At 42.3% G+C, this 17883-nt stretch carries 18 protein-coding genes and 1 riboswitch; of the genes, 4 read left to right on the top strand and 14 right to left on the bottom strand.

All coding sequences use genetic code 11. The features are described from left to right. Nucleotides 1-1488 (top strand): S-layer homology domain-containing protein (locus AC1U9Z_RS14455; protein ID WP_479958120.1); only part of this gene is annotated, 1488 nt, incomplete at its 5' end. Between the two features lie 69 nt (nt 1489-1557). Further along, nucleotides 1558-1644, top strand: a riboswitch (cyclic di-GMP riboswitch). Nucleotides 1645-1691: 47 nt separating this feature from the next. Here the strand turns inward: AC1U9Z_RS14455 and AC1U9Z_RS14460 are convergent. The 8 genes from AC1U9Z_RS14460 to AC1U9Z_RS14495 form a co-directional block, all read right to left on the bottom strand. Next, complete coding sequence (locus AC1U9Z_RS14460) at nt 1692-1877, bottom strand: TnpV protein (RefSeq protein WP_333532586.1); 186 nt, start codon at nt 1875-1877, stop codon at nt 1692-1694. Between the two features lie 101 nt (nt 1878-1978). After that, a complete protein-coding gene (locus tag AC1U9Z_RS14465; protein WP_333532585.1) occupies nt 1979-3511 on the bottom strand; it encodes a PAS domain S-box protein in 1533 nt (510 codons plus the stop codon). A 48-nt stretch (nt 3512-3559) separates the two neighbouring features. Next, on the bottom strand, nt 3560-6313 hold the full coding sequence (locus AC1U9Z_RS14470) for an ATP-binding protein (RefSeq protein WP_333532584.1): 2754 nt from the start codon (nt 6311-6313) through the stop codon (nt 3560-3562). A 128-nt stretch (nt 6314-6441) separates the two neighbouring features. After that, nucleotides 6442-7005 carry a hypothetical protein gene (locus tag AC1U9Z_RS14475; RefSeq protein ID WP_333532582.1) on the bottom strand — a complete coding sequence of 188 codons (564 nt, stop codon included), beginning with the start codon at nt 7003-7005 and terminating at the stop codon, nt 6442-6444. A gap of 174 nt (nt 7006-7179) precedes the next feature. Next, nucleotides 7180-8799, bottom strand: coding sequence for an ABC-F family ATP-binding cassette domain-containing protein (locus AC1U9Z_RS14480; RefSeq protein WP_333532581.1), 1620 nt, complete (start codon nt 8797-8799; stop codon nt 7180-7182). Nucleotides 8800-8957: 158 nt separating this feature from the next. Beyond that, entirely contained in the window at nt 8958-9626 is a 669-nt protein-coding gene (locus AC1U9Z_RS14485) for a TerC family protein (protein ID WP_333532580.1), read from the bottom strand. Nucleotides 9627-9781: 155 nt separating this feature from the next. Then, nucleotides 9782-10243, bottom strand: coding sequence for a universal stress protein (locus AC1U9Z_RS14490; RefSeq protein ID WP_333532579.1), 462 nt, complete (start codon nt 10241-10243; stop codon nt 9782-9784). A gap of 179 nt (nt 10244-10422) precedes the next feature. After that, nucleotides 10423-11535 (bottom strand): YeiH family protein, encoded by a 1113-nt coding sequence (locus tag AC1U9Z_RS14495; RefSeq protein WP_333532578.1) that lies wholly within the window; start codon nt 11533-11535, stop codon nt 10423-10425. Between the two features lie 463 nt (nt 11536-11998). Between AC1U9Z_RS14495 and AC1U9Z_RS14500 the strand changes: the two genes are divergently transcribed. After that, nucleotides 11999-12676, top strand: a complete 678-nt coding sequence (locus AC1U9Z_RS14500; protein WP_333532577.1) for a hypothetical protein — start codon at nt 11999-12001, stop codon at nt 12674-12676. Nucleotides 12677-12714: 38 nt separating this feature from the next. On the opposite strand, the gene AC1U9Z_RS14505 is transcribed toward AC1U9Z_RS14500, so the two are convergent. After that, nucleotides 12715-12897: a hypothetical protein gene (locus AC1U9Z_RS14505; protein WP_333532576.1), complete on the bottom strand. Its 183-nt coding sequence runs from the start codon at nt 12895-12897 to the stop codon at nt 12715-12717. A 157-nt stretch (nt 12898-13054) separates the two neighbouring features. Here AC1U9Z_RS14505 and AC1U9Z_RS14510 point away from each other — a divergent pair, with 157 nt between their 5' ends. Further along, complete coding sequence (locus AC1U9Z_RS14510) at nt 13055-13330, top strand: hypothetical protein (protein ID WP_333532574.1); 276 nt, start codon at nt 13055-13057, stop codon at nt 13328-13330. Nucleotides 13331-13335: 5 nt separating this feature from the next. After that, on the top strand, nt 13336-13449 hold the full coding sequence (locus AC1U9Z_RS14515; protein WP_479958121.1) for a DUF1904 family protein: 114 nt from the start codon (nt 13336-13338) through the stop codon (nt 13447-13449). On the opposite strand, the gene AC1U9Z_RS14520 is transcribed toward AC1U9Z_RS14515, so the two are convergent. The 5 genes from AC1U9Z_RS14520 to AC1U9Z_RS14540 all read right to left on the bottom strand — a co-directional run bounded on the left by AC1U9Z_RS14520 (nt 13446) and on the right by AC1U9Z_RS14540 (nt 17867). Further along, nucleotides 13446-15101: an outer membrane protein assembly factor BamB family protein gene (locus AC1U9Z_RS14520; protein ID WP_333532573.1), complete on the bottom strand. Its 1656-nt coding sequence runs from the start codon at nt 15099-15101 to the stop codon at nt 13446-13448. The genes AC1U9Z_RS14515 and AC1U9Z_RS14520 overlap by 4 nt on opposite strands. 357 nt (nt 15102-15458) lie before the next feature. Then, nucleotides 15459-15920 (bottom strand): chemotaxis protein CheX, encoded by a 462-nt coding sequence (locus AC1U9Z_RS14525; protein ID WP_333532572.1) that lies wholly within the window; start codon nt 15918-15920, stop codon nt 15459-15461. A 2-nt stretch (nt 15921-15922) separates the two neighbouring features. Then, a complete protein-coding gene (locus tag AC1U9Z_RS14530) occupies nt 15923-16390 on the bottom strand; it encodes a chemotaxis protein CheX (protein ID WP_479958122.1) in 468 nt (155 codons plus the stop codon). Nucleotides 16391-16401: 11 nt separating this feature from the next. Next, on the bottom strand, nt 16402-16767 hold the full coding sequence (locus AC1U9Z_RS14535) for a response regulator (RefSeq protein ID WP_333532569.1): 366 nt from the start codon (nt 16765-16767) through the stop codon (nt 16402-16404). Nucleotides 16768-16826: 59 nt separating this feature from the next. Then, the gene (locus AC1U9Z_RS14540) at nt 16827-17867 is read right to left on the bottom strand and encodes a protein-glutamate methylesterase/protein-glutamine glutaminase (protein ID WP_333532568.1); all 1041 of its coding nucleotides are present in this window, start codon (nt 17865-17867) and stop codon (nt 16827-16829) included. Nucleotides 17868-17883: the final 16 nt, after the last annotated feature.

Consider the following 17883-nt stretch of genomic DNA (forward strand, 5'->3'; position numbering starts at 1 on the left):
CTTACGGCAAATGCGGCTTACCAGTTCTCTAAGGACGGCACCACCTGGCAGACAGGCAATGTGTTCAGCGGCCTGACGGCAAGCACAGCGTATACCTTCTACCAGCGGGTGGCTGAAACTGCCGACACAGAAGCGTCGACGGCAAGCACGGGATTCAATGTGACGACAAATCCAAAGGGTGGCAGTGGTGGTTCCGGCGGTGGCGGCGGTTCCGCAGACAACAACAGTAGCCCTGTCCTTGTCACGCTACCCGCACCGGACAAGCCTAATTCTCCCACCCAGGGCGAAATCAAGGTTCCCGGCACAATGGACAGCAAGGGCAACGTCACAGTGAACATCACTGACAAAACCGTGACCGACGCCTTTGATAAGGCTCTGGCGGACGCCAAGAAAAACGGCAATGAGCAAAACGGCATCACTGTAGTACTCCGTGTGGACACCGGCAGCAAGACCGGCTCCCATGTTACGGTCAATCTGCCAAAGACCGTGCAGGATACCATCCTTGCAAAGAAAATCGTCAACATCCTTGTGGTGGTGGCCAACCCCGACATCCGAATCGGCATGGATTTGGCAACCGTGCAGGAAATCAATCAGCAGGCAAAATCGGATGTCAATATTACCGCCACCCGCACGGATAGCGGCAGGCTAACCGGGGAAGCGAAAAAAGCCATTGGCAGCCGTCCGGTATTCGACCTCACGGTGAACTACGGCAGCGGCAAACAGGTGCAGAGCTTTGGCGCAGGCAGCGTATCGGTAACCATCCCATACACCCTTGGCGCAAATGAAAAAGCCGGGAATGTGCAGGCGGTCTATGTGGACGGCAATGGAAAGGTACACTGGCTCACCAGTTCTGTTTATGACAGCGTAAACAAGGTACTGCGCTTTAGCACCAATCATTTTTCCACCTACGGTATCGGCTACAAACAAACCAATACCATATTTACGGACATTGCAAGCCATTGGGCGAAGGAAGATATTGAGTTTGTGGTAAGCCGTGGATTGTTCAGCGGCACTTCCACCACCACCTTCAGCCCGAACACTGCAATGACAAGAGGAATGTTTGTCACCGCGCTGGGACGGCTGGCAAAGGCCGATGTGAGCAGCTACAAGCAAAGCAGCTTCACCGATGTGAAAAGCGACGCTTACTACATGAGCTACATTGAATGGGCAAGTAAAAACAACATCGTAAACGGCACCGGCAATGGAAAATTTGCCCCGGATCAGTCTATTACCCGTGAGCAGATGGCAGTCATCATGCAGAACTGCACCAAAGTCATCGGCTTCACACTGCCAACGGTTCATGGGGAAAACACCTTTGCGGACAGCGCCAAAATCAGCGCCTACACCAAGGATGCCGTAAAGCAGATGCAGATGGCAGGCGTAATCAGCGGTAAAAATGGTAATCTCTTTGATCCGCAGGGTACAGCCACCCGCGCCGAGGCTTCGGCCGTGCTACGCCGCTTTGTGGAACTTGGCGATCTCCAGTAACACCATGCAGGATTGGACGATGAATGTGCTTCGGATTCCAACGAAGTAAAGCACGAACAATAAAATGAATAATGCCAAGGGCAAACCCGGTTAAAGCCGGGGACGCAAAGACATAGGGTCTCCGGCGTTTTACGCTATGATAGCCTGGCTGCAAAATCGTGCAGAGCCTACCCTCCATTCTGAGGGTGGGCTCTTGCCATATCTTACGGGTATTTCGGGTATTTGTGGTATCGGGCAGGGCTTTTGGTCTTTTGCCTTGGGCAAAGTGAATAGCTTAGACAAAATCGTCCGTATTTCCCCAAGTTATCAAGTTTGGCTTTTCCATCAACTTCAATGTTGGGATATAGCAGACCGTCCATCTCAATGTATTCCAGTTCAAAGTTTGTCATAAAGCAAATCCTCCAATAAAGATTATTTACAATTCATCGGTAATCGTTCGGCTGTATGCTAAACAACTATGATTTTCGTAAACATCCTTATTGGAGGAATGCTATTGTCCATATTTTTTTGTATTAAATCGAACATAAAAGGTTGTACCCTTGGTACTGGTATCGAAATTTATTACCGCATTGTGTCGGGCAGCTATACTATAACAAATACTTAGACCAAGCCCTGTTCCGTGGGCTTTGGTTGTAAAAAAAGGGGTACCTAATTTATTCATTATCTCGGGGTTGATCCCGTTACCTTCATCTTGCACCATTAAAACAACCATGTCCTCTTCCATATAGGTTTTGAGGGTAAGTTTGAAACCACTGGGCATAGCCTCCAGACCATTGCGGCAAAGATTTAAAATTACCTGCCTGATCTCCTTACTATTTAATAGCAGCTCCGTAATTTCATTGGTTTCTACCTGCAAGCCCTTACCCTGACTAACTGCGTCTGCTTGAATGAGGGGTTCAAGGGATTTCACGATGGAATTGAGATTTTGCTTTTCCAAATTAGAAGGCATGTTCTTACCAATAGAAAGAAACTCGCTGATAATGGAATTAGCCCGGTCAAGCTCTTGAATCATTAAATTGAAGTAGTCCTTATACATTAAACAATGATCTTTTCCCTGCAGCATTTGCAGGAATCCCCTGACAGTGGTCATGGGGTTTCTCATTTCATGACTAATCCCCGCGGCCATCTCCCCGATAATATTTAGCCGATCTAAGCGGACCATTTGTTCTTCCAAACTTTTTTTCTCAGTTATGTCTTGGACAAATACAATAATAAGCTCAATACTTGCATTGATATCCCGTGCTAAAAAAGCATTTAGCTGCGCCCAAATAGATTTGCCATCTTTCCGTATATAACACCGTTGCATTTCACAATAGTTTATTTTTCCATCTAATAAGTCCTTATATTTTCCCCCCATACTTTTAAGCTGGGTCAATTCATTGCTTACCCTTTCCTTTAATTCATCGTCCGTATAGCCTAACATTCTCTGAAAGGCTGGATTACTTTCCAAAAAGCTGCCTTCTGGATTTAGTAAGATAATACCGATTAGGGAATTTTCAAAAAAAGTACGAAACCGCCATTCACTTTTATGCAGTTCTTTTTCAGTACGTTGATGCTGCTCAATCTCCTTTTGCAGTTGTTGATTAACAAACAATAGTTCTTGGGTTCGTTGTTGTACCATAATCTCCAGTTGTTCCTGATGTTTGAACAGATTGACAAAGCCCACAATTTTGTATTTTAATGCCTTGGGGTCAATGGGTTTAAAAATATAATCAATGGCACCCAGGGCATAGCCTTTAATTACTTCCTCCGTGTCATGGTGGCTGGCGGTAATAAAAATAATGGGTGTTTGACGGGACCTTCCCCTAGATCGGATAAACTTTGCGGTTTCATAACCATCTAGTCCTGGCATACGCACATCTAGTAAAATTACAGCAAAATCCTCCTTCAAAACGAGCCTTAGGGCTTCCTCCCCTGAGCTTGCGGTGATCAATTGGTACATGGGGGAATCTAAAATACCCTCCAATGCTAGAAGATTTTCACGTCGGTCATCCACCATTAATATTTTTATTACACGTTCCATCCTTTTGAAATTCCCCCTAGCTTCCTGTATTCTATCGATGTCAGCCCACTACCTATACAGCCACACTTTCATTAAAGAAACCAATTGGTTAATATTCAGTGGCTTACTAATATAATCAGATGCACCAGCCTGTAAACATTTACTACGGTCATCCTTCATAGCCTTGGCAGTAAGGGCTATTATGGGAAGTTCTTCGTACCCGGCCATTTGCCTGATGGCTTGCATGGCCTCATAGCCATCCATTTCCGGCATCATAATGTCCATCAGTACCAGGCCGACGCCGGGGTTCTCCAGCAGCACGGACTGCGCTTCCCGTCCATTTTCTGCAAACAGGACTTCCATTTCCTGTTCCTCAAGGGCAGCAGTAATCGCAAAGATGTTGCGCATGTCGTCATCCACCACCAGCACCTTGTGCCCCTTGAGGGGTTTATCCCCAAAGTTATGGGTCTTGGCATCTGCCCCTTTGCTGATTTCTGTTTTATTTTCTGGAATAATCTCAACAGCTGCAGCAACCTCGGTCCGGTCAGTTTCAACATAAGGGGGAATGTAAATTGTAAAGGTACTTCCTTTCCCTTTGCTACTCTGTAGTTCTATATAACCACCTAATAGCCTGGTAAGTAAGCGACATATATAAAGTCCCAGACCTGTTCCCCCAAACTTGCGGCTGGTTGTACTATCCGCCTGATGAAAGGACTGGAAAATCAGCTCCTGTTCTTCCTCTGCAATGCCAATTCCGGTATCTGAGACGGAGAATGCTAATTGTTCGGATGTGCCTGAAGTCCTTTGGATCTTCAATCCTATACACCCTTCATGGGTAAATTTGAAGGCATTGGATAAAAGATTTTTTAAAATCTGCATTAATCTGTGTTCATCCGTAAAAAAGATTTTCGGCAGATTCTGATCCAGTTCAATCGTAAAATCTAACTTCTTCTGGTGAGCAACCGGGTCAAACTGGTTTTTTATACTCTTAACCAGTTTATCAAGGGAAATCATTTCAGGTTTTATATTTAATTTGCCCGCTTCAATCCTAGCCAGATCAAGAATGTCGTTAATCAAGGCCAATAGATCATTACCCGCTGCCAAGATCGTCTTGCCATATTCAATCTGCCTTGGGGTAAGGTTACCCTCCTTGTTTTGCACAAATATGTCGGCTAGAATCAACAGACTGTTTAGGGGAGTTCTTAGTTCGTGAGACATATTTGATAGAAATTGTGATTTATATTGGGAGCTAAGGGCTAATTGCTTGGCCTGTTCTTCTAATAACGTCTTGGCTTTTTGAAGCTCAAGGGCCTTTTGTTCGGACTCTTTATATTGATTTTCAATCCTTTCATTAAAGGTTTTCAATTCCTCAGACTGGGTTTTTAATTCCTCAGATTGAGTTTGTAATTCCTCTGTTAAGGCCTGGGATTCCGCCAGCAGTTTTTGAACTTGCATGTGACTGAGAATACGGTTTAGGGCAATGCCAATATTCCAGCGAACCTGCTCCAGTAGTTCCTGCTGCAGAAAACTCAACTCCGTAAAGGATGCCAGTTCCATAACCGCCATAACCTTTTCCCCAAACTCCACTGGCAATAGGGTAATGCATCTGGCGGGTGCTGTGCCAAGTCCAGATGTAATACGAATATATTGGTCGGGAATATTTCTAAGGTAAATCGCCTTGTTTTCCAGCAAACATTGCCCCACTAGACCTTCCCCGGCAGCAAAGCTCGCTGTTCCTACCTCCTGCCCATCACTGGCATAGGCTGCTGCTTTTACAAGCCTTTGTTGATGACCTTCACCTACAGAAATATAAAACACACCATAATTTGCTCCCACCATCGGAGGTATCCGACTTATAATTAGCTGAGCAAAGTTTTTAACATCCTGTACTCCCTGAAACAGAGACATTATTTCAGCAATCTTTGATTTCAGCCAGTGTTGTTCTTGAATTGCTAGGTTTCTTTCCTTTTCCTGACGGACGTGCTGCTCCAAGGCTTCCGCCATATTATTGAAAACTTCGGAAATCTCTCCAATTTCATCGCGCGATGCAATATCAAGGCGGGGTAGGGATGTTTTATCCTGGTAAGAGGAAACACCCTTCATAGCTATTGTAACTCGACTGAGATTTCCCGCAATATCCCTTATTAACCAAAATACAATGCTGCCACCCAAAACCATACCTACAAATACCAGCAGGGTAAAAATAACAATCACTCGATTATAAACTTCCTTTGAGCCGACCATCGCCGAATCCATTCCCTGTTTTTGATCGGCAGCAATTTCCTCCAGTAGGTGAACTAGCTTTGATCGAGTCTGTACAGAAGAATCCTGATATAGGACATTTTTAGCCTCATCTCGGTTACCTGATTGGACTAAGTCGTAAATACTTTTTTCAATTTGCAAATATTCATCGAAGGTCGTTTTAATATCAATGGTTAATTCCTTTAAAGCATCATCTTGAGCAACTTTCTCTAGGTTGGAAATAGCCATCCGTATTTCCTTGTTGGATTTTTCCATCTTCTTATAGGTCTCTAAGGTTGTGTTGTTTTCTTCTAAAATTAGATCCCTTAAATATCGGCTGGCATTATTAATCTCAAACTGAATGGTTGCAGTAAACTGCACCTTTTGGTAATCATCTTTTACAATTCCTTCTATTGTATTGTTTAACTTTTTCATCTGGTATATGGCACTGCCTGAAATTAGAAGCAAGATGATAAAAAGACCGCTCAGTCCTAAAAAAAGCCTTGTTTTTAGCCGCATCTCCTTTAAATCCCTTTCTTTCTTATTGCCTGGTAATATCTCATATCTTATTCTTTGAATCATTTTCAAAACCTTCTTTAAAGTTGTAATGTTTTGCAACTTTTGGCAAGGAAAAATCGCCTTATTTGTCGCAAGCCGGACCCATCAAAAAAGACTTGGCTGCCCACTAAGGACACCAAGTCTTTCAACAATTAGTTTACTAGAAAGTTATATTTACTGTTGCCAATAAATTTTCTTAAAATATCCTTTGCGTAACGGGTGTTCGCATCTCTGTTCAGGTAATTAATAATCTTATTAAAAACCCACCTGCGGATCGTCTCATCCTTTATTTCCTGCTCGATGGTGGAAAAAGCTTCTATAAAGAAACGACGCCATATTGGGTCCAAAGAAGAAAACCTGCTCCTTGGTAAACCATTCTTCTTTACCACCCTGAATCTTTGATCCAAGACAAACCCTAAATTTTTTAGGAGATCATTCATTTTTTGAATAACCACTGCCCTTATTTCTTGATCAATAATGCATTCATTTACCGCTGCAAAAATTATTTTGACAAGGTAGGAAAGTGACCAGCTTTTAGCCAGCGCCCTGGGAAACCAAATGAAAAAATAATGAAAAAGCAGGATTCCCGGCAGGAAGAAGCCTGTAACAACCGCTAACTTTCTGTACATATTAGCCTCCCCAAGCATTTGGGCTATTCCATATACCGTTACGATACTAAAAAACAGCATGCCCCAGTACTTCGTTTTTATTGTCATCACCCTCCCCCTAAAGTTACGCTCATACTATCATTAATTTTCACTGTTTCGCTTTAAATATATTTTAAAGCATTTACCACACCTTGCCAACCATTATCATATTATCTTTTCTTATCCTTCTGAAAGTAAAAAATGAGTTCCACCCGATGGTGAAACCCACTCTTTGTCCAAAAACTATTTCTGATAAAGTTCTGCACGCAACCTTTTAACTTCTTCATTTGTTAAGTATTCATCATAGGTCATTTGCCAGTCAATGAGACCGTTGGGGGTTATTTCTATGATGCGATTGGCAATGGTTTGGATAAATTGATGATCCTGAGATACGAATAAAATGGTACCATCAAACTTTATTAATCCATTATTAAGGGCAGTAATGGATTCTAGATCTAAGTGGTTGGTTGGTTCATCTAGGATCAATACATTGGCTCCACTAAGCATCATTCTGGACAGCATGCAGCGTACCTTCTCACCGCCTGAAAGAACCTGGCAATTCTTTTGGGTTTCTTCACCGGAAAAAAGCATTCTTCCCAGAAAACCACGAACATAGGATTCCTCTTGATCCCTAGAATACTGGCGCAGCCAATCCACCAGATTTAAATCAACATTAAAATAGTCAACATTGTCCTTTGGAAAATAGGCTTGGGAAGTGGACACACCCCACCGATAACTATTTTCTTCAGTGGCAGGCAGCTCACCCATTAAAACCTTAAACAATGTGGTTTTCACCAGACTATCAGGACCCACAAAAGCAATCTTATCCCCTTTGTTTACGGTAAAACTGAGGTTGTTGATAACCTGTTTCCCATCAATCGTAACACTTAGGTTTTCTATATCTAACAACTGCTTGCCAGCTTCTCGATCAGGCTTAAAATCAATAAAAGGGTATTTACGGGAAGAGGGTTTAATATCTTCCAAGGTTAATTTCTCCAACTGCCTTTTCCGGGATGTGGCCTGTTTAGCCTTAGAAGCATTGGAACTAAACCTTTCAATAAACCGTTGCAGATCCTTGATCTTCTCTTCTTTTTTCTTATTGGAATCTTTGGCTAACTGTAAGGCCAACTGGCTCGATTCTAACCAAAAATCATAGTTACCCACATACATTTGAATGTTACCAAAGTCAATATCGGCAATGTGAGTACATACCTTATTCAAAAAATGGCGATCGTGAGAAACCACGATAACGGTGTTCTGAAAATTATATAGAAACTCTTCTAACCAAGTAATCGCCTCTACATCCAAATGGTTGGTTGGTTCGTCCAGCAGAAGGATATCGGGATTGCCAAATAAAGCACGGGCCAACAAAACCTTTAATTTCTCAACCCCGTCTAATTCCTTCATTTTTTTATTATGAAGTTCATCATGAACCCCCAATCCATTGAGTAAGCGGGCTGCCTCTGATTCTGCCTCCCAGCCATTGAGCTCGGCAAATTCACATTCCAACTCCGATGCCCTGATACCATCAGCCTCGGAGAAATCTGGTTTGGCGTAAAGCTCATCCTTTTCTTCCATGATGGCATAAAGTCTTTCATGACCAGCCATGACCACTTTTAAAACTTGAAAATCCTCATAGGCAAAATGATCCTGTTTAAGAACTGCCAAACGCTCACCTGGGGTAATGATCACTTCCCCGGCACTTGGTTCGATCTCACCGGCTAATATTTTTAAAAAAGTGGATTTTCCGGCACCATTGGCTCCAATGAGTCCATAACAGTTCCCCGGTGTAAATTTTATATTGACATCCTCAAATAAGGCTCGTTTGCCAAACCTTAGTGCTAATCCATTTGTACTAAGCATTTATGACATACCATCTTTCTTTATATAATCTAGGCCAACAGCTTTTTATTATATCACATTTGTGTATTAAAGCTACTTAAAACCCTAAGTTAATAATTCTGCACATAAAAAAGGTGCTGATAAACATATCCAGCACCTGCCTTCAATGGCACTATATCTCAAGCGAATTCTTTCTGTTTCTTTTTAATTACTCCGGCACCTATGACGCCAAACGTTATCAATGCTATTAACAGATATTGTAAGGTTGGGCTGCCACTAAAATAATTCTTTATCAAGGGTTCATCCGTAATCATTTTTCCGGCAGTAATAGCAATTACACCTGCCCCTAGATAAATAATTACCGGGAACCTTTCTATCCACCTTATAACAATCGTGCTGCCCCAAACGACGATGGGAATGCTTATGAGCAAACCCAATACCACTAAGAGAAAACTGCCATGGGCCGTACCCGCCACTGCTAAGACATTATCAAGCCCCATCACTGCATCGGCAACGATAATTGTTTGAATGGCTGCACGGCTATTTTGACCTGCCTCAATATTATGGGACCTTTCCTCCACCAATAGCTTATAGGCAATCCAAATTAGAAGTAATCCTCCCAGCAATAACAGTCCAGGTATCCTGAGCAGCCAAACAACCACTAAAGTAGCCGCCGCCCGGACAGCGATGGCTCCAACCGTGCCCCAAATAATAACCTTCTTTTGTTGATCAAGGGGAAGGTTTCTTGCAGCAAGTCCAATAACAATGGCGTTATCCCCAGCCAATACTAAATCGATTAGGATAATAGCAAATAAAGCAGAAAAAAACTCTGCGGATAAAAACTCCATCCCGTCACCCTCTCTTATTTGTGTTTACTACATTTATTTTTGCCACAAATCAGAAAAACTAGCACGAGGGGTCAGGCTTGCAATACCGCAAGCCTGACCCCTTTAAAGAAAGGAAGTGCCGCTTGCTACTAAAAATAGCTTTGCGACACTTCCTTTTATGATCGTGGCCCAATATAAATTGGGCATTTTACCTTTTTGGCTAATGAGTTCAGATTAAACCTGAGACCAGCGGCTGCAGCTGGAGCCGTTGCATGGGGATTAGGCAAAATCAGTACGGCAGTTTCCTTTTCAACGGTCAGTTCCCTAATAACCTTTTCTGTTTTACCAATTCTCATCTCGGTCTCCACTTGGCCGCCTTTTTCTTTGACTTTTGCCGCAACCTCGGTTAGTACCTCTTCGGAATGTTTATGAAGGCCATCTTCAAACCAGTGAAAAAATCTCATCCGGGTTGAAGAAGTATTAATCCATTCATCCCCTAGTAAATTATTCCACCCTTCGTCCAAAATAAATACTGCCCTTAAGGGTAGCTTTAAAGCCAAAGACATCTCAGTGGCCATTTGACCTGCTGCATCCGCTGAAGGTGAACCATCTGTAATAAATAGGATTTGACCGTTCATTTGGAACCCTTCTTTCTATGTTCTTACAATATTATAACGATTATCATCACTAGGGCGGCACCAATAATAGCAGCTAAGTCCTCCGATTTTTCATTACTAAATAAAGACAATTGACGTTCTTCTTTTTTCTCGGACATATCTTTACCTCCTTATATGTTACCACTAGAGACTATCTTATATTAAAAAAACAATAGCACAACAATTAAGGAAAGTGCAGCCTTCAGGAAACCTGCGGTAGAACCAATAATCAGTGGCGTGCCCCCTGCTTTTCTCATTTCAGCAAAAGAAATCTGCAGGCCTAGGCCGGTAAGACCGATGGAGAAGAACCAACTATATATTTCACGGAATGCCACCAGATCAGCAGAAGCTGGTTCGGTAGGACCAAAGGCACCAAAGGAAGTTAAAGCAACAGTAGCGATAAAGCCAAGTACAAATAAAGGGAACTTGCTAAAGAAGGTTTTCTTAGCAGTAGCAGCAGAATCAACAGTTTTATCATCAGACATACGAGCATAAAGAATAGTAATCAGCAGAACCACCAAGGGCAGGAATACAACACGGGTTAAGTTGTAAATTTCACCTACTTTTAAGCTAATGGAAGGAACTTCTGGGGTACCTGGGTCAAAGGCAAGGGCCGCCGCCAATACTTGACCAGAGTTTAGGATACCCGTACCAGCCCACATTCCAAATTGTTCGGGAGTTAATCCCAAGAGGTGACCTAAAACAGGGAAAGTAAATAAACATACAATGCCGAAAGAAAGAATAGTAGCTATGGAGTAAGCAATGTCCTCACCTCTGGCTTTAACAGCCGGAGCAACTGCAACGATGGCGGATACACCACATACACCGGCACCGGCAGCAAGACAAGCAGAAGAACCAGGATGCATCTTATATTTCTTACCAAGCCACATGGTGAAAACAATTGTGCTGAACATGAAGGTGGCAATTAGGAAGATAGAGGTTGATCCTAACTTAGCCAGTTCAGCCAAGCTATAAAGTGATCCCAGTAGAATTACACCCATTTTGATAAAGACACGAGAAGTTTTCACGCCCATCTGGGCCCATGAGGGAATTCCAATGGTATTTCTAATTAACATACCGATGATAATAACAATGATAACGTGATTGATTTTTAATACCTTACCCAGGAAATTAGAGTTCGCTTTGATCCAGCCCTCAATACCGCCCCACTCACCGCCGAAGGATTTCGTACCCATTGCTAGTAAAGCAATGATAAACATAAACAGAACACCAGGTAATGCTTTAATCCATTTGCTAGACGTGCTCTCACTCACAAAAATACCTCCTTTTTGGTAGTAACAACTAACTAGTTTAAATTTGTTCTTGTTTACCCGGGCCTCCAAGAAGGTTGATAAGTATTTAAATACCCATCAAAAAACATTAATTTTTGAGCTCAAGGTAGTTATAACATCCACCTGACATTTATTATGTCATCTACACGACAATAAATTTGACACTACGGTTATGTATTTTTTGTCACAAATATCTAAACTAATTTTTTGATTAAATACTCTTTATTATGGCTCATTATGGCCTTTGTTAAGTTTCTTTTCTACCAACAACTTGAACATTATACTTCAGTTGTTGACACATTTGTGTCATTTTGTTGAATTATAAATTTCTAAAATGGTAAATGTTTATGGTATATTTAATAAAACACCAAATTATAAGAAACATGCTATTGACTATTGTATATTTTTATATCTATCTAAAAACAAGAAAAAAGGGTTGAGGTTTATGAACATTTTTGCCTTTTTTGAAACCTTCATTTGCCTAAGCACATTAGGCACTATCATTCCTACAATCTTTTTGGGAAAAAAACTTAAACCCCATTATCTGCCTCTTCATTTCATTCTATCTGGTCTTATGGTTGGGGTTTTATTATCATTGTCAAATACCCTAAGCCAGATAGGATTAAAAGATTTGTGGGGTATTCATACCTGGATACCTGTTTGCCTTAACTTAGTAATACTGGTTTATGTCATTCGTTTGCCTGTGCTTCGTCTAAAAAGTTGCTTAGAGATAAATTTTGTTATACAAACACTATTAATTTCAGGCCTTCCGATCCAAAATCAACTTTTTATTGAAAACACCTTGCTAAGCCAAGTGTTAACCTATACTGCCTTAACCGTAAGCATTATTTTTGTTTTTTATTACGCCAGTATTTTTTTATCTGCTTATTCTAACAGCAATAATATTACTAATCTTAGTACTTATTTGTACATCGTATTACTTGTTCTTATAGCCTTTAAGCCACTCTCCGAGGCTCAGACTTATATAACTTTTATTACCAATTTTGCCATTCAACTTGGCTTCTGGCCCCTAAGCATTTCCCTTTTCATTCATCTATTTCTCTTGCCAATCTTAAGCTTTATTCCCTATGGAATAATAAAATCCTTAACAGCCCATTATTAATAACAAAGACCGACGTTAAAATTTACGTCGGTCTTTGTTTAGCCAAGTATCGGAGCGTTATCTTTCTCTTCTTTTACCTTTTCTGCAAAGGGTTCGATAACCATGTCATTATCAATAGGAAACGGCGGAACTAACTCTTCTATATAGTCCTTGGGCAAGGGTATTGTTGCTTCAACCACCTGTCCTTTTTCATCCTTTTTTAGGACAACAAATTTATCCATTTCTTCTTTCGCCTCCTATATATCTTTTAAATGTAATTTCTCCTATTGTTTCCCGGTATAAGACCTTTCACTCTTTGTCTGCTTTTACTAGTACTGTATTTTTTCCTGTCCAACTGGCTAAAATTCTTGTAGAAGATATCTGTGAGGAGGCTATTTTATGACTGATAAGCAGATTCGCTTAACCACCGTTGAAGAATTGGCTCAATACCTGGAAAACCTAGGAGATCAGAACCAATATTTTCGGGCCATCCCCATATCAGGAACCCCGGAAGAATTTCTTTATAAAGGTCAGGAAAAAGCTGTGCTTCGAGAGAAAGACCAGAGGCTCTTTGACAATTTGGAGGATTTTATCTGCTACGCCTTTCAATGTGATCCAGAAGGTTACTCCCATACGGAATATGTAGACCTTGAAATACTAAAAGACCTGAGGTGAGATTGGTGGCAAAAGAAATAACCGCCCATATTCAACGGGCAGGTTATCCAAATGTTGATATTATGTTTACTGCTTTCGAGAAAAACAAGTATTATGAAAATGGTCAGCATTTTGGTTAATCAATACACACGCCATAGATTTTTTGCCCTCTGGTGCCAACCACGATCATGTTGTCAAAAACTGCCGGGGAGCCTTCAATATTGGCACCTAGGGATATATAGTGAAAGATCTGACCGGTTTTCCCCTTGATAAAATACATTCTGCCTACTGAATCACAGACCACAAGGAATCCTTCGCCATTGGGGGCATACACGGCAACCGGCGAACTCCAACAGTAATTGGGGAGATTTAATTTCCATACTTCTTCGCCGGAATCTTTATCCAATGCAACCAGCAGACCTCCGTTGGGTGTACCGCACCGTGCCAGGTTGTAAATAACCAAATTAGCAATATCCTGCTTACCCAGCACGGGTGTGGCTAAGGCACCTCCATTGGTATGGGTGTTTAAATAACATTTGTATTGTTTTTCCCACTGGGGTTCGCCGGATAAAGCATCAAATTTACGAAGATAGGATTTGCCAGTATTCCCCTGTAGGTCAACCTCACAGGCAGTGTATAAGAATACCCTTTGAGGCTCTTCTTCTTCCAGTACCAATGTACTGTCTGTATCATCCGTTACATCCCTGGCCCAAACTGGTTTCATCTGGTTCGTATCGACACATTGCAATACCCCGCCATTGTCAGCAAAATAGGCGTAGTTTTTATATATAACCACGGAATTTTCGATACCCTGGTGGTTACCCTTATCGACAACCTTGTAGCGATACCGGATGATATCTGGCTTGACGGTTATCTGATTAATCTGTTCATTATAAAAACTATTTAATTTCACCTTATAAAGGATGCCATTTTCCCCACCCAATAGCATCGTATCGGTTTTACTATCTACCAAAGCAGTTGAATCAAAGGCTCCCCAGTTTCTGTAGGCAAATGGGTCATATCCCGGTAGAAAGAATAATGGATGTTGATCCAGTAAGCTAAAAATGCGGTAACCCATTTCTACCCTACGCCCATTATAACTGTCAATACCCTGCCCAACATAAAGTAACGGTAAGCCTCGGGGGTCTACTGAGACACTTCCCTTTACCGGCCCAGGGATTTTAATAACGGGTCTGGTGTATTCGCCATCTTCAAGATCTAAAAAATAAACATTGCCATCCAGGGTTGCGTAAATGACCTCTTTAAGACCTTCCCTCTGTTTTTTAGCCGGGGAAATATTCATTTTATTTTTCCATTCATCATCCCATTGGACAATGGCTGGTTGCCCATTCCAGCCTACACCTGTCCATTCACCCAGTCTGCCGATTGGTCTGCTCCAAACTACCCTTAGCTGGCCCTTATGCATATCCGCAATGCCGTAACTTGCAGTGTCACGATAATTATTACCCCGGAAACAGGTCACTCCGGCCAAACTACTATAATCAGAGTCCATGTTGATTTGCTGGGTATCTTGATATTTTTCAACCAGTTGGTCATTAACCTTTACTTGATGAAATAGCTTCTCAGATATGGAGTTACTGGTATGTATGACATCGGTCAACCGGACTGGTTCTTGGCTGAACTTCTGATTATGCCCAGCAGATCCTGCTGTTGTATGATGGGTTGTATTGGCTTCAGCCTTGATGGGTTGACCTGTCAGGTGATTTAACCATAAAGTATAGCTTACTAACAGCATCATAAAGAACAGGTTTCCCTTTTTATACCCAAACATCAAAACCAACTTCTTCCATATAATTTTTTAAAAACTTACTTTTATCTGTATATGAATCCGGTCATGATTTATCATTGTATTCCATATTCTCTTCAAAATATTACGTTCCTCCTATGGCAAACTGTTTAGACAATATCTCACATAAAATTCAAATAAATTACAGTAAATAAACTACGAGAGTGTTGCAAAACTACTTAATTAGCAGCAATCAACACTCTCTTATCATATAATCTACTTTGCATGGTATAGAAAAGAGTCTGAGTCAATAATGAATATGACCTTGGTCCGTGAGCCTTGGACCATGCAAAATCATGGCTCACGACCCAAAGCCCAAGGCCAATAAGGCTGACGGCTGATTTAAATTTCCAAACCAATATTAATCTCAATCGACCCAGCCTCTGTGATTATTTCCACCATAAGACTTTTGACCTGACTGATTCTGGCCGTGATATTTTTTCCCACTACCAGGGTGGGTGGTGAAATATTGGTTTCCAGGCCGATGTTTTCGAGGGAGATGGCCGCATTGGCTGTAACCATGTTCGCTAACTCACTGATAGCGCTTTGGGCCATTTCATCAAAATTTTCCACTGGCATCCCCCCCATCATGATGGAAGCGATATTTTTAGCAGTGTCTTCGGCCATACCATAGGCCACATTGCCTCGGATTTTTTTTGTTAGACCCACAATGGCTGTGATATCTCTGGTGGCCATCAGTTTTTCCTTGAGGGATAGATTGCCTCGCTTTACTGCCTGAAAGCCTAACTGGGGTAAGATCTCAGCAAAGGCATCCACAAAGGGAGCATACTTTTTAGCATCCATTTTTATCTTCCCCCCTCAAAGCCGATACTTACCACGATTTCTCCCAGCGGGGTTGTCGCATTGATAATTTCCGACTGGATTTTGGGACTGGTTATACAAATATCTTCACCACAAAATATACCGGGGGCAGTAAGCATGAGGTTAAGACCCTTATTGGCATTATTGGCATGGGTAATGGTATGACCGGAAATGATATTGCCTAACTCTGCCATTGTATCCATTACTTCTTCTTCATTTAATTCCTCTTCGCCGTTAATAATTTGACTCAGTTTAATGGCTGTGGTTTTACTGGTATCAATAATAATCCGCCCGGGTCTTTTCCCTGTAATCCCAAAGATAACTGCCATTCCCCTGGAAATAAAGGTTTGCGCCTGTGGTTGGGGCTCGCCAATATCACAGTTTAGCTGAGCCATTTCCAAGAGGTTATCCTTTAGGGCAGTGGCAAAAAAGTTCACATAATTATTACCCATCATGTCCTCCGCTACATAAATACTCTTCTTATAGATGCCATCATTTCATCTGCTTTAAAGGGTTTTTGAAGAAAAGCACGTACCCCAAGGGCCTTGGCCCTTTCAATTAGTTCCTCATCACCCATGGCACTTAACATAATAATCCTAGCTCTTTTATCCTTGGCCAGGATTTCCTCTGCTGCCTCCAGGCCATCCATAATAGGCATGGTAATATCCATGGTCACCACATCGGGATAGAGGGAAAAATATAAATCGATACCTTCTTTACCATTTTGGGCTGTACCGCAAATATCAAATTTATCTGCCGGCAAAGCCTTCTTGATATTTTTATGAATAAACGGAGAGTCATCGACAATAAGCAAACGTAATTTTGCCATTTATAAACACTCCTTCCTTATTGACTTTTGGCTTTTAGCCTTTAGCATTCGTCTAAAGGCTAAACCAGGGCCATGGCAATGGCCTTGGGGATAGCACTTAAGGGGATGAGGACATCGGTACCTCCTTTTTCATAGGCCACCTTAGGCATGCCAAAGACTACGGAACTGTGCTCATCCTGGGCCAGAGTTTGAGCACCGGACTGACGCATGGCCAGAAGCCCCTCGGCCCCGTCGTGACCCATGCCGGTTAAGATAACCCCCACGGCATTGCTACCTACATTTTTGGCCACTGAGTGAAACAGGACATCCACCGAAGGGCAATGGCCGTTGACGTTGGGCCCCGGTTCACAGGTGACGAGATACATACCGCCGGAGCGACGTACCGTCATGTGCTTACCTCCGGGGGCAATAAGCACCCGGCCCGGCATGACCCGGTCATTGGTCTTGGCTTCTAATACTTCCATCTCACAGATATCATTTAATCCCTGGGCAAAATGTTTGGTAAACCCTGGGGGCATATGTTGGACTATGACAATGCCAGGAGTGGAGGCAGGAAAGGCTTTGATTATTCTTCGGATGGCTTCGGTACCTCCAGTGGATGCCCCGATGGCAATCACCTTATCCGTGGATTCAGCCAAAGCTGCCTTGAGGGTCCGGGAAGGTAGGGTCGTGGGTCTTTTATCCTGCCAGGCCTGCACATTGGCTGCTGCGGCAATTTTTATTTTCTGGCGCAATTCCCCTAACATGGCATTGAGTCCCCTGGCAATGTCCGTACTGGGCTTGGTGACAAAATCAATGGCCCCTGCCGCCAATGCCTCCAGGGTAATCTTAGCCCCCTGTTTGGCCAAAGCACTGACCACCACAACCGGCAATGGATACTGAGGCATTAGACGCCTTAAAAATTCCACACCATCCATTTTGGGCATTTCCACATCCAAGGTCAAAACGTCAGGCCTTAATCGGATAATCTTATCCCTGGCTACATAGGGATTGGAGGCAACACCAACCACTTCAATTTCCGGGTCCATTGACAGGCCCTGGGTTAGGATTTCCCTTACCAATGCGGAGTCATCTACTACCAAAACTTTAATGGCCTTCACTGCATCATCCCCATTC

The organism is Desulfotomaculum sp. (assembly GCF_982386235.1).

Excerpts from the sequence above, each read along its gene's own strand:
- AC1U9Z_RS14460 (WP_333532586.1), bottom strand. The coding sequence starts at position 1,877 with ATGACAAACTTTGAACTGGAATACATTGAGATGGACGGTCTGCTATAT.
- AC1U9Z_RS14465 (WP_333532585.1), bottom strand. The coding sequence starts at position 3,511 with ATGGAACGTGTAATAAAAATATTAATGGTGGATGACCGACGTGAAAAT.
- AC1U9Z_RS14470 (WP_333532584.1), bottom strand. The coding sequence starts at position 6,313 with ATGATTCAAAGAATAAGATATGAGATATTACCAGGCAATAAGAAAGAA.
- AC1U9Z_RS14475 (WP_333532582.1), bottom strand. The coding sequence starts at position 7,005 with ATGACAATAAAAACGAAGTACTGGGGCATGCTGTTTTTTAGTATCGTA.
- AC1U9Z_RS14480 (WP_333532581.1), bottom strand. The coding sequence starts at position 8,799 with ATGCTTAGTACAAATGGATTAGCACTAAGGTTTGGCAAACGAGCCTTA.
- AC1U9Z_RS14485 (WP_333532580.1), bottom strand. The coding sequence starts at position 9,626 with ATGGAGTTTTTATCCGCAGAGTTTTTTTCTGCTTTATTTGCTATTATC.
- AC1U9Z_RS14490 (WP_333532579.1), bottom strand. The coding sequence starts at position 10,243 with ATGAACGGTCAAATCCTATTTATTACAGATGGTTCACCTTCAGCGGAT.
- AC1U9Z_RS14500 (WP_333532577.1), top strand. The coding sequence starts at position 11,999 with ATGAACATTTTTGCCTTTTTTGAAACCTTCATTTGCCTAAGCACATTA.
- AC1U9Z_RS14505 (WP_333532576.1), bottom strand. The coding sequence starts at position 12,897 with ATGGATAAATTTGTTGTCCTAAAAAAGGATGAAAAAGGACAGGTGGTT.
- AC1U9Z_RS14510 (WP_333532574.1), top strand. The coding sequence starts at position 13,055 with ATGACTGATAAGCAGATTCGCTTAACCACCGTTGAAGAATTGGCTCAA.
- AC1U9Z_RS14520 (WP_333532573.1), bottom strand. The coding sequence starts at position 15,101 with ATGTTTGGGTATAAAAAGGGAAACCTGTTCTTTATGATGCTGTTAGTA.
- AC1U9Z_RS14525 (WP_333532572.1), bottom strand. The coding sequence starts at position 15,920 with ATGGATGCTAAAAAGTATGCTCCCTTTGTGGATGCCTTTGCTGAGATC.
- AC1U9Z_RS14530 (WP_479958122.1), bottom strand. The coding sequence starts at position 16,390 with ATGGGTAATAATTATGTGAACTTTTTTGCCACTGCCCTAAAGGATAAC.
- AC1U9Z_RS14535 (WP_333532569.1), bottom strand. The coding sequence starts at position 16,767 with ATGGCAAAATTACGTTTGCTTATTGTCGATGACTCTCCGTTTATTCAT.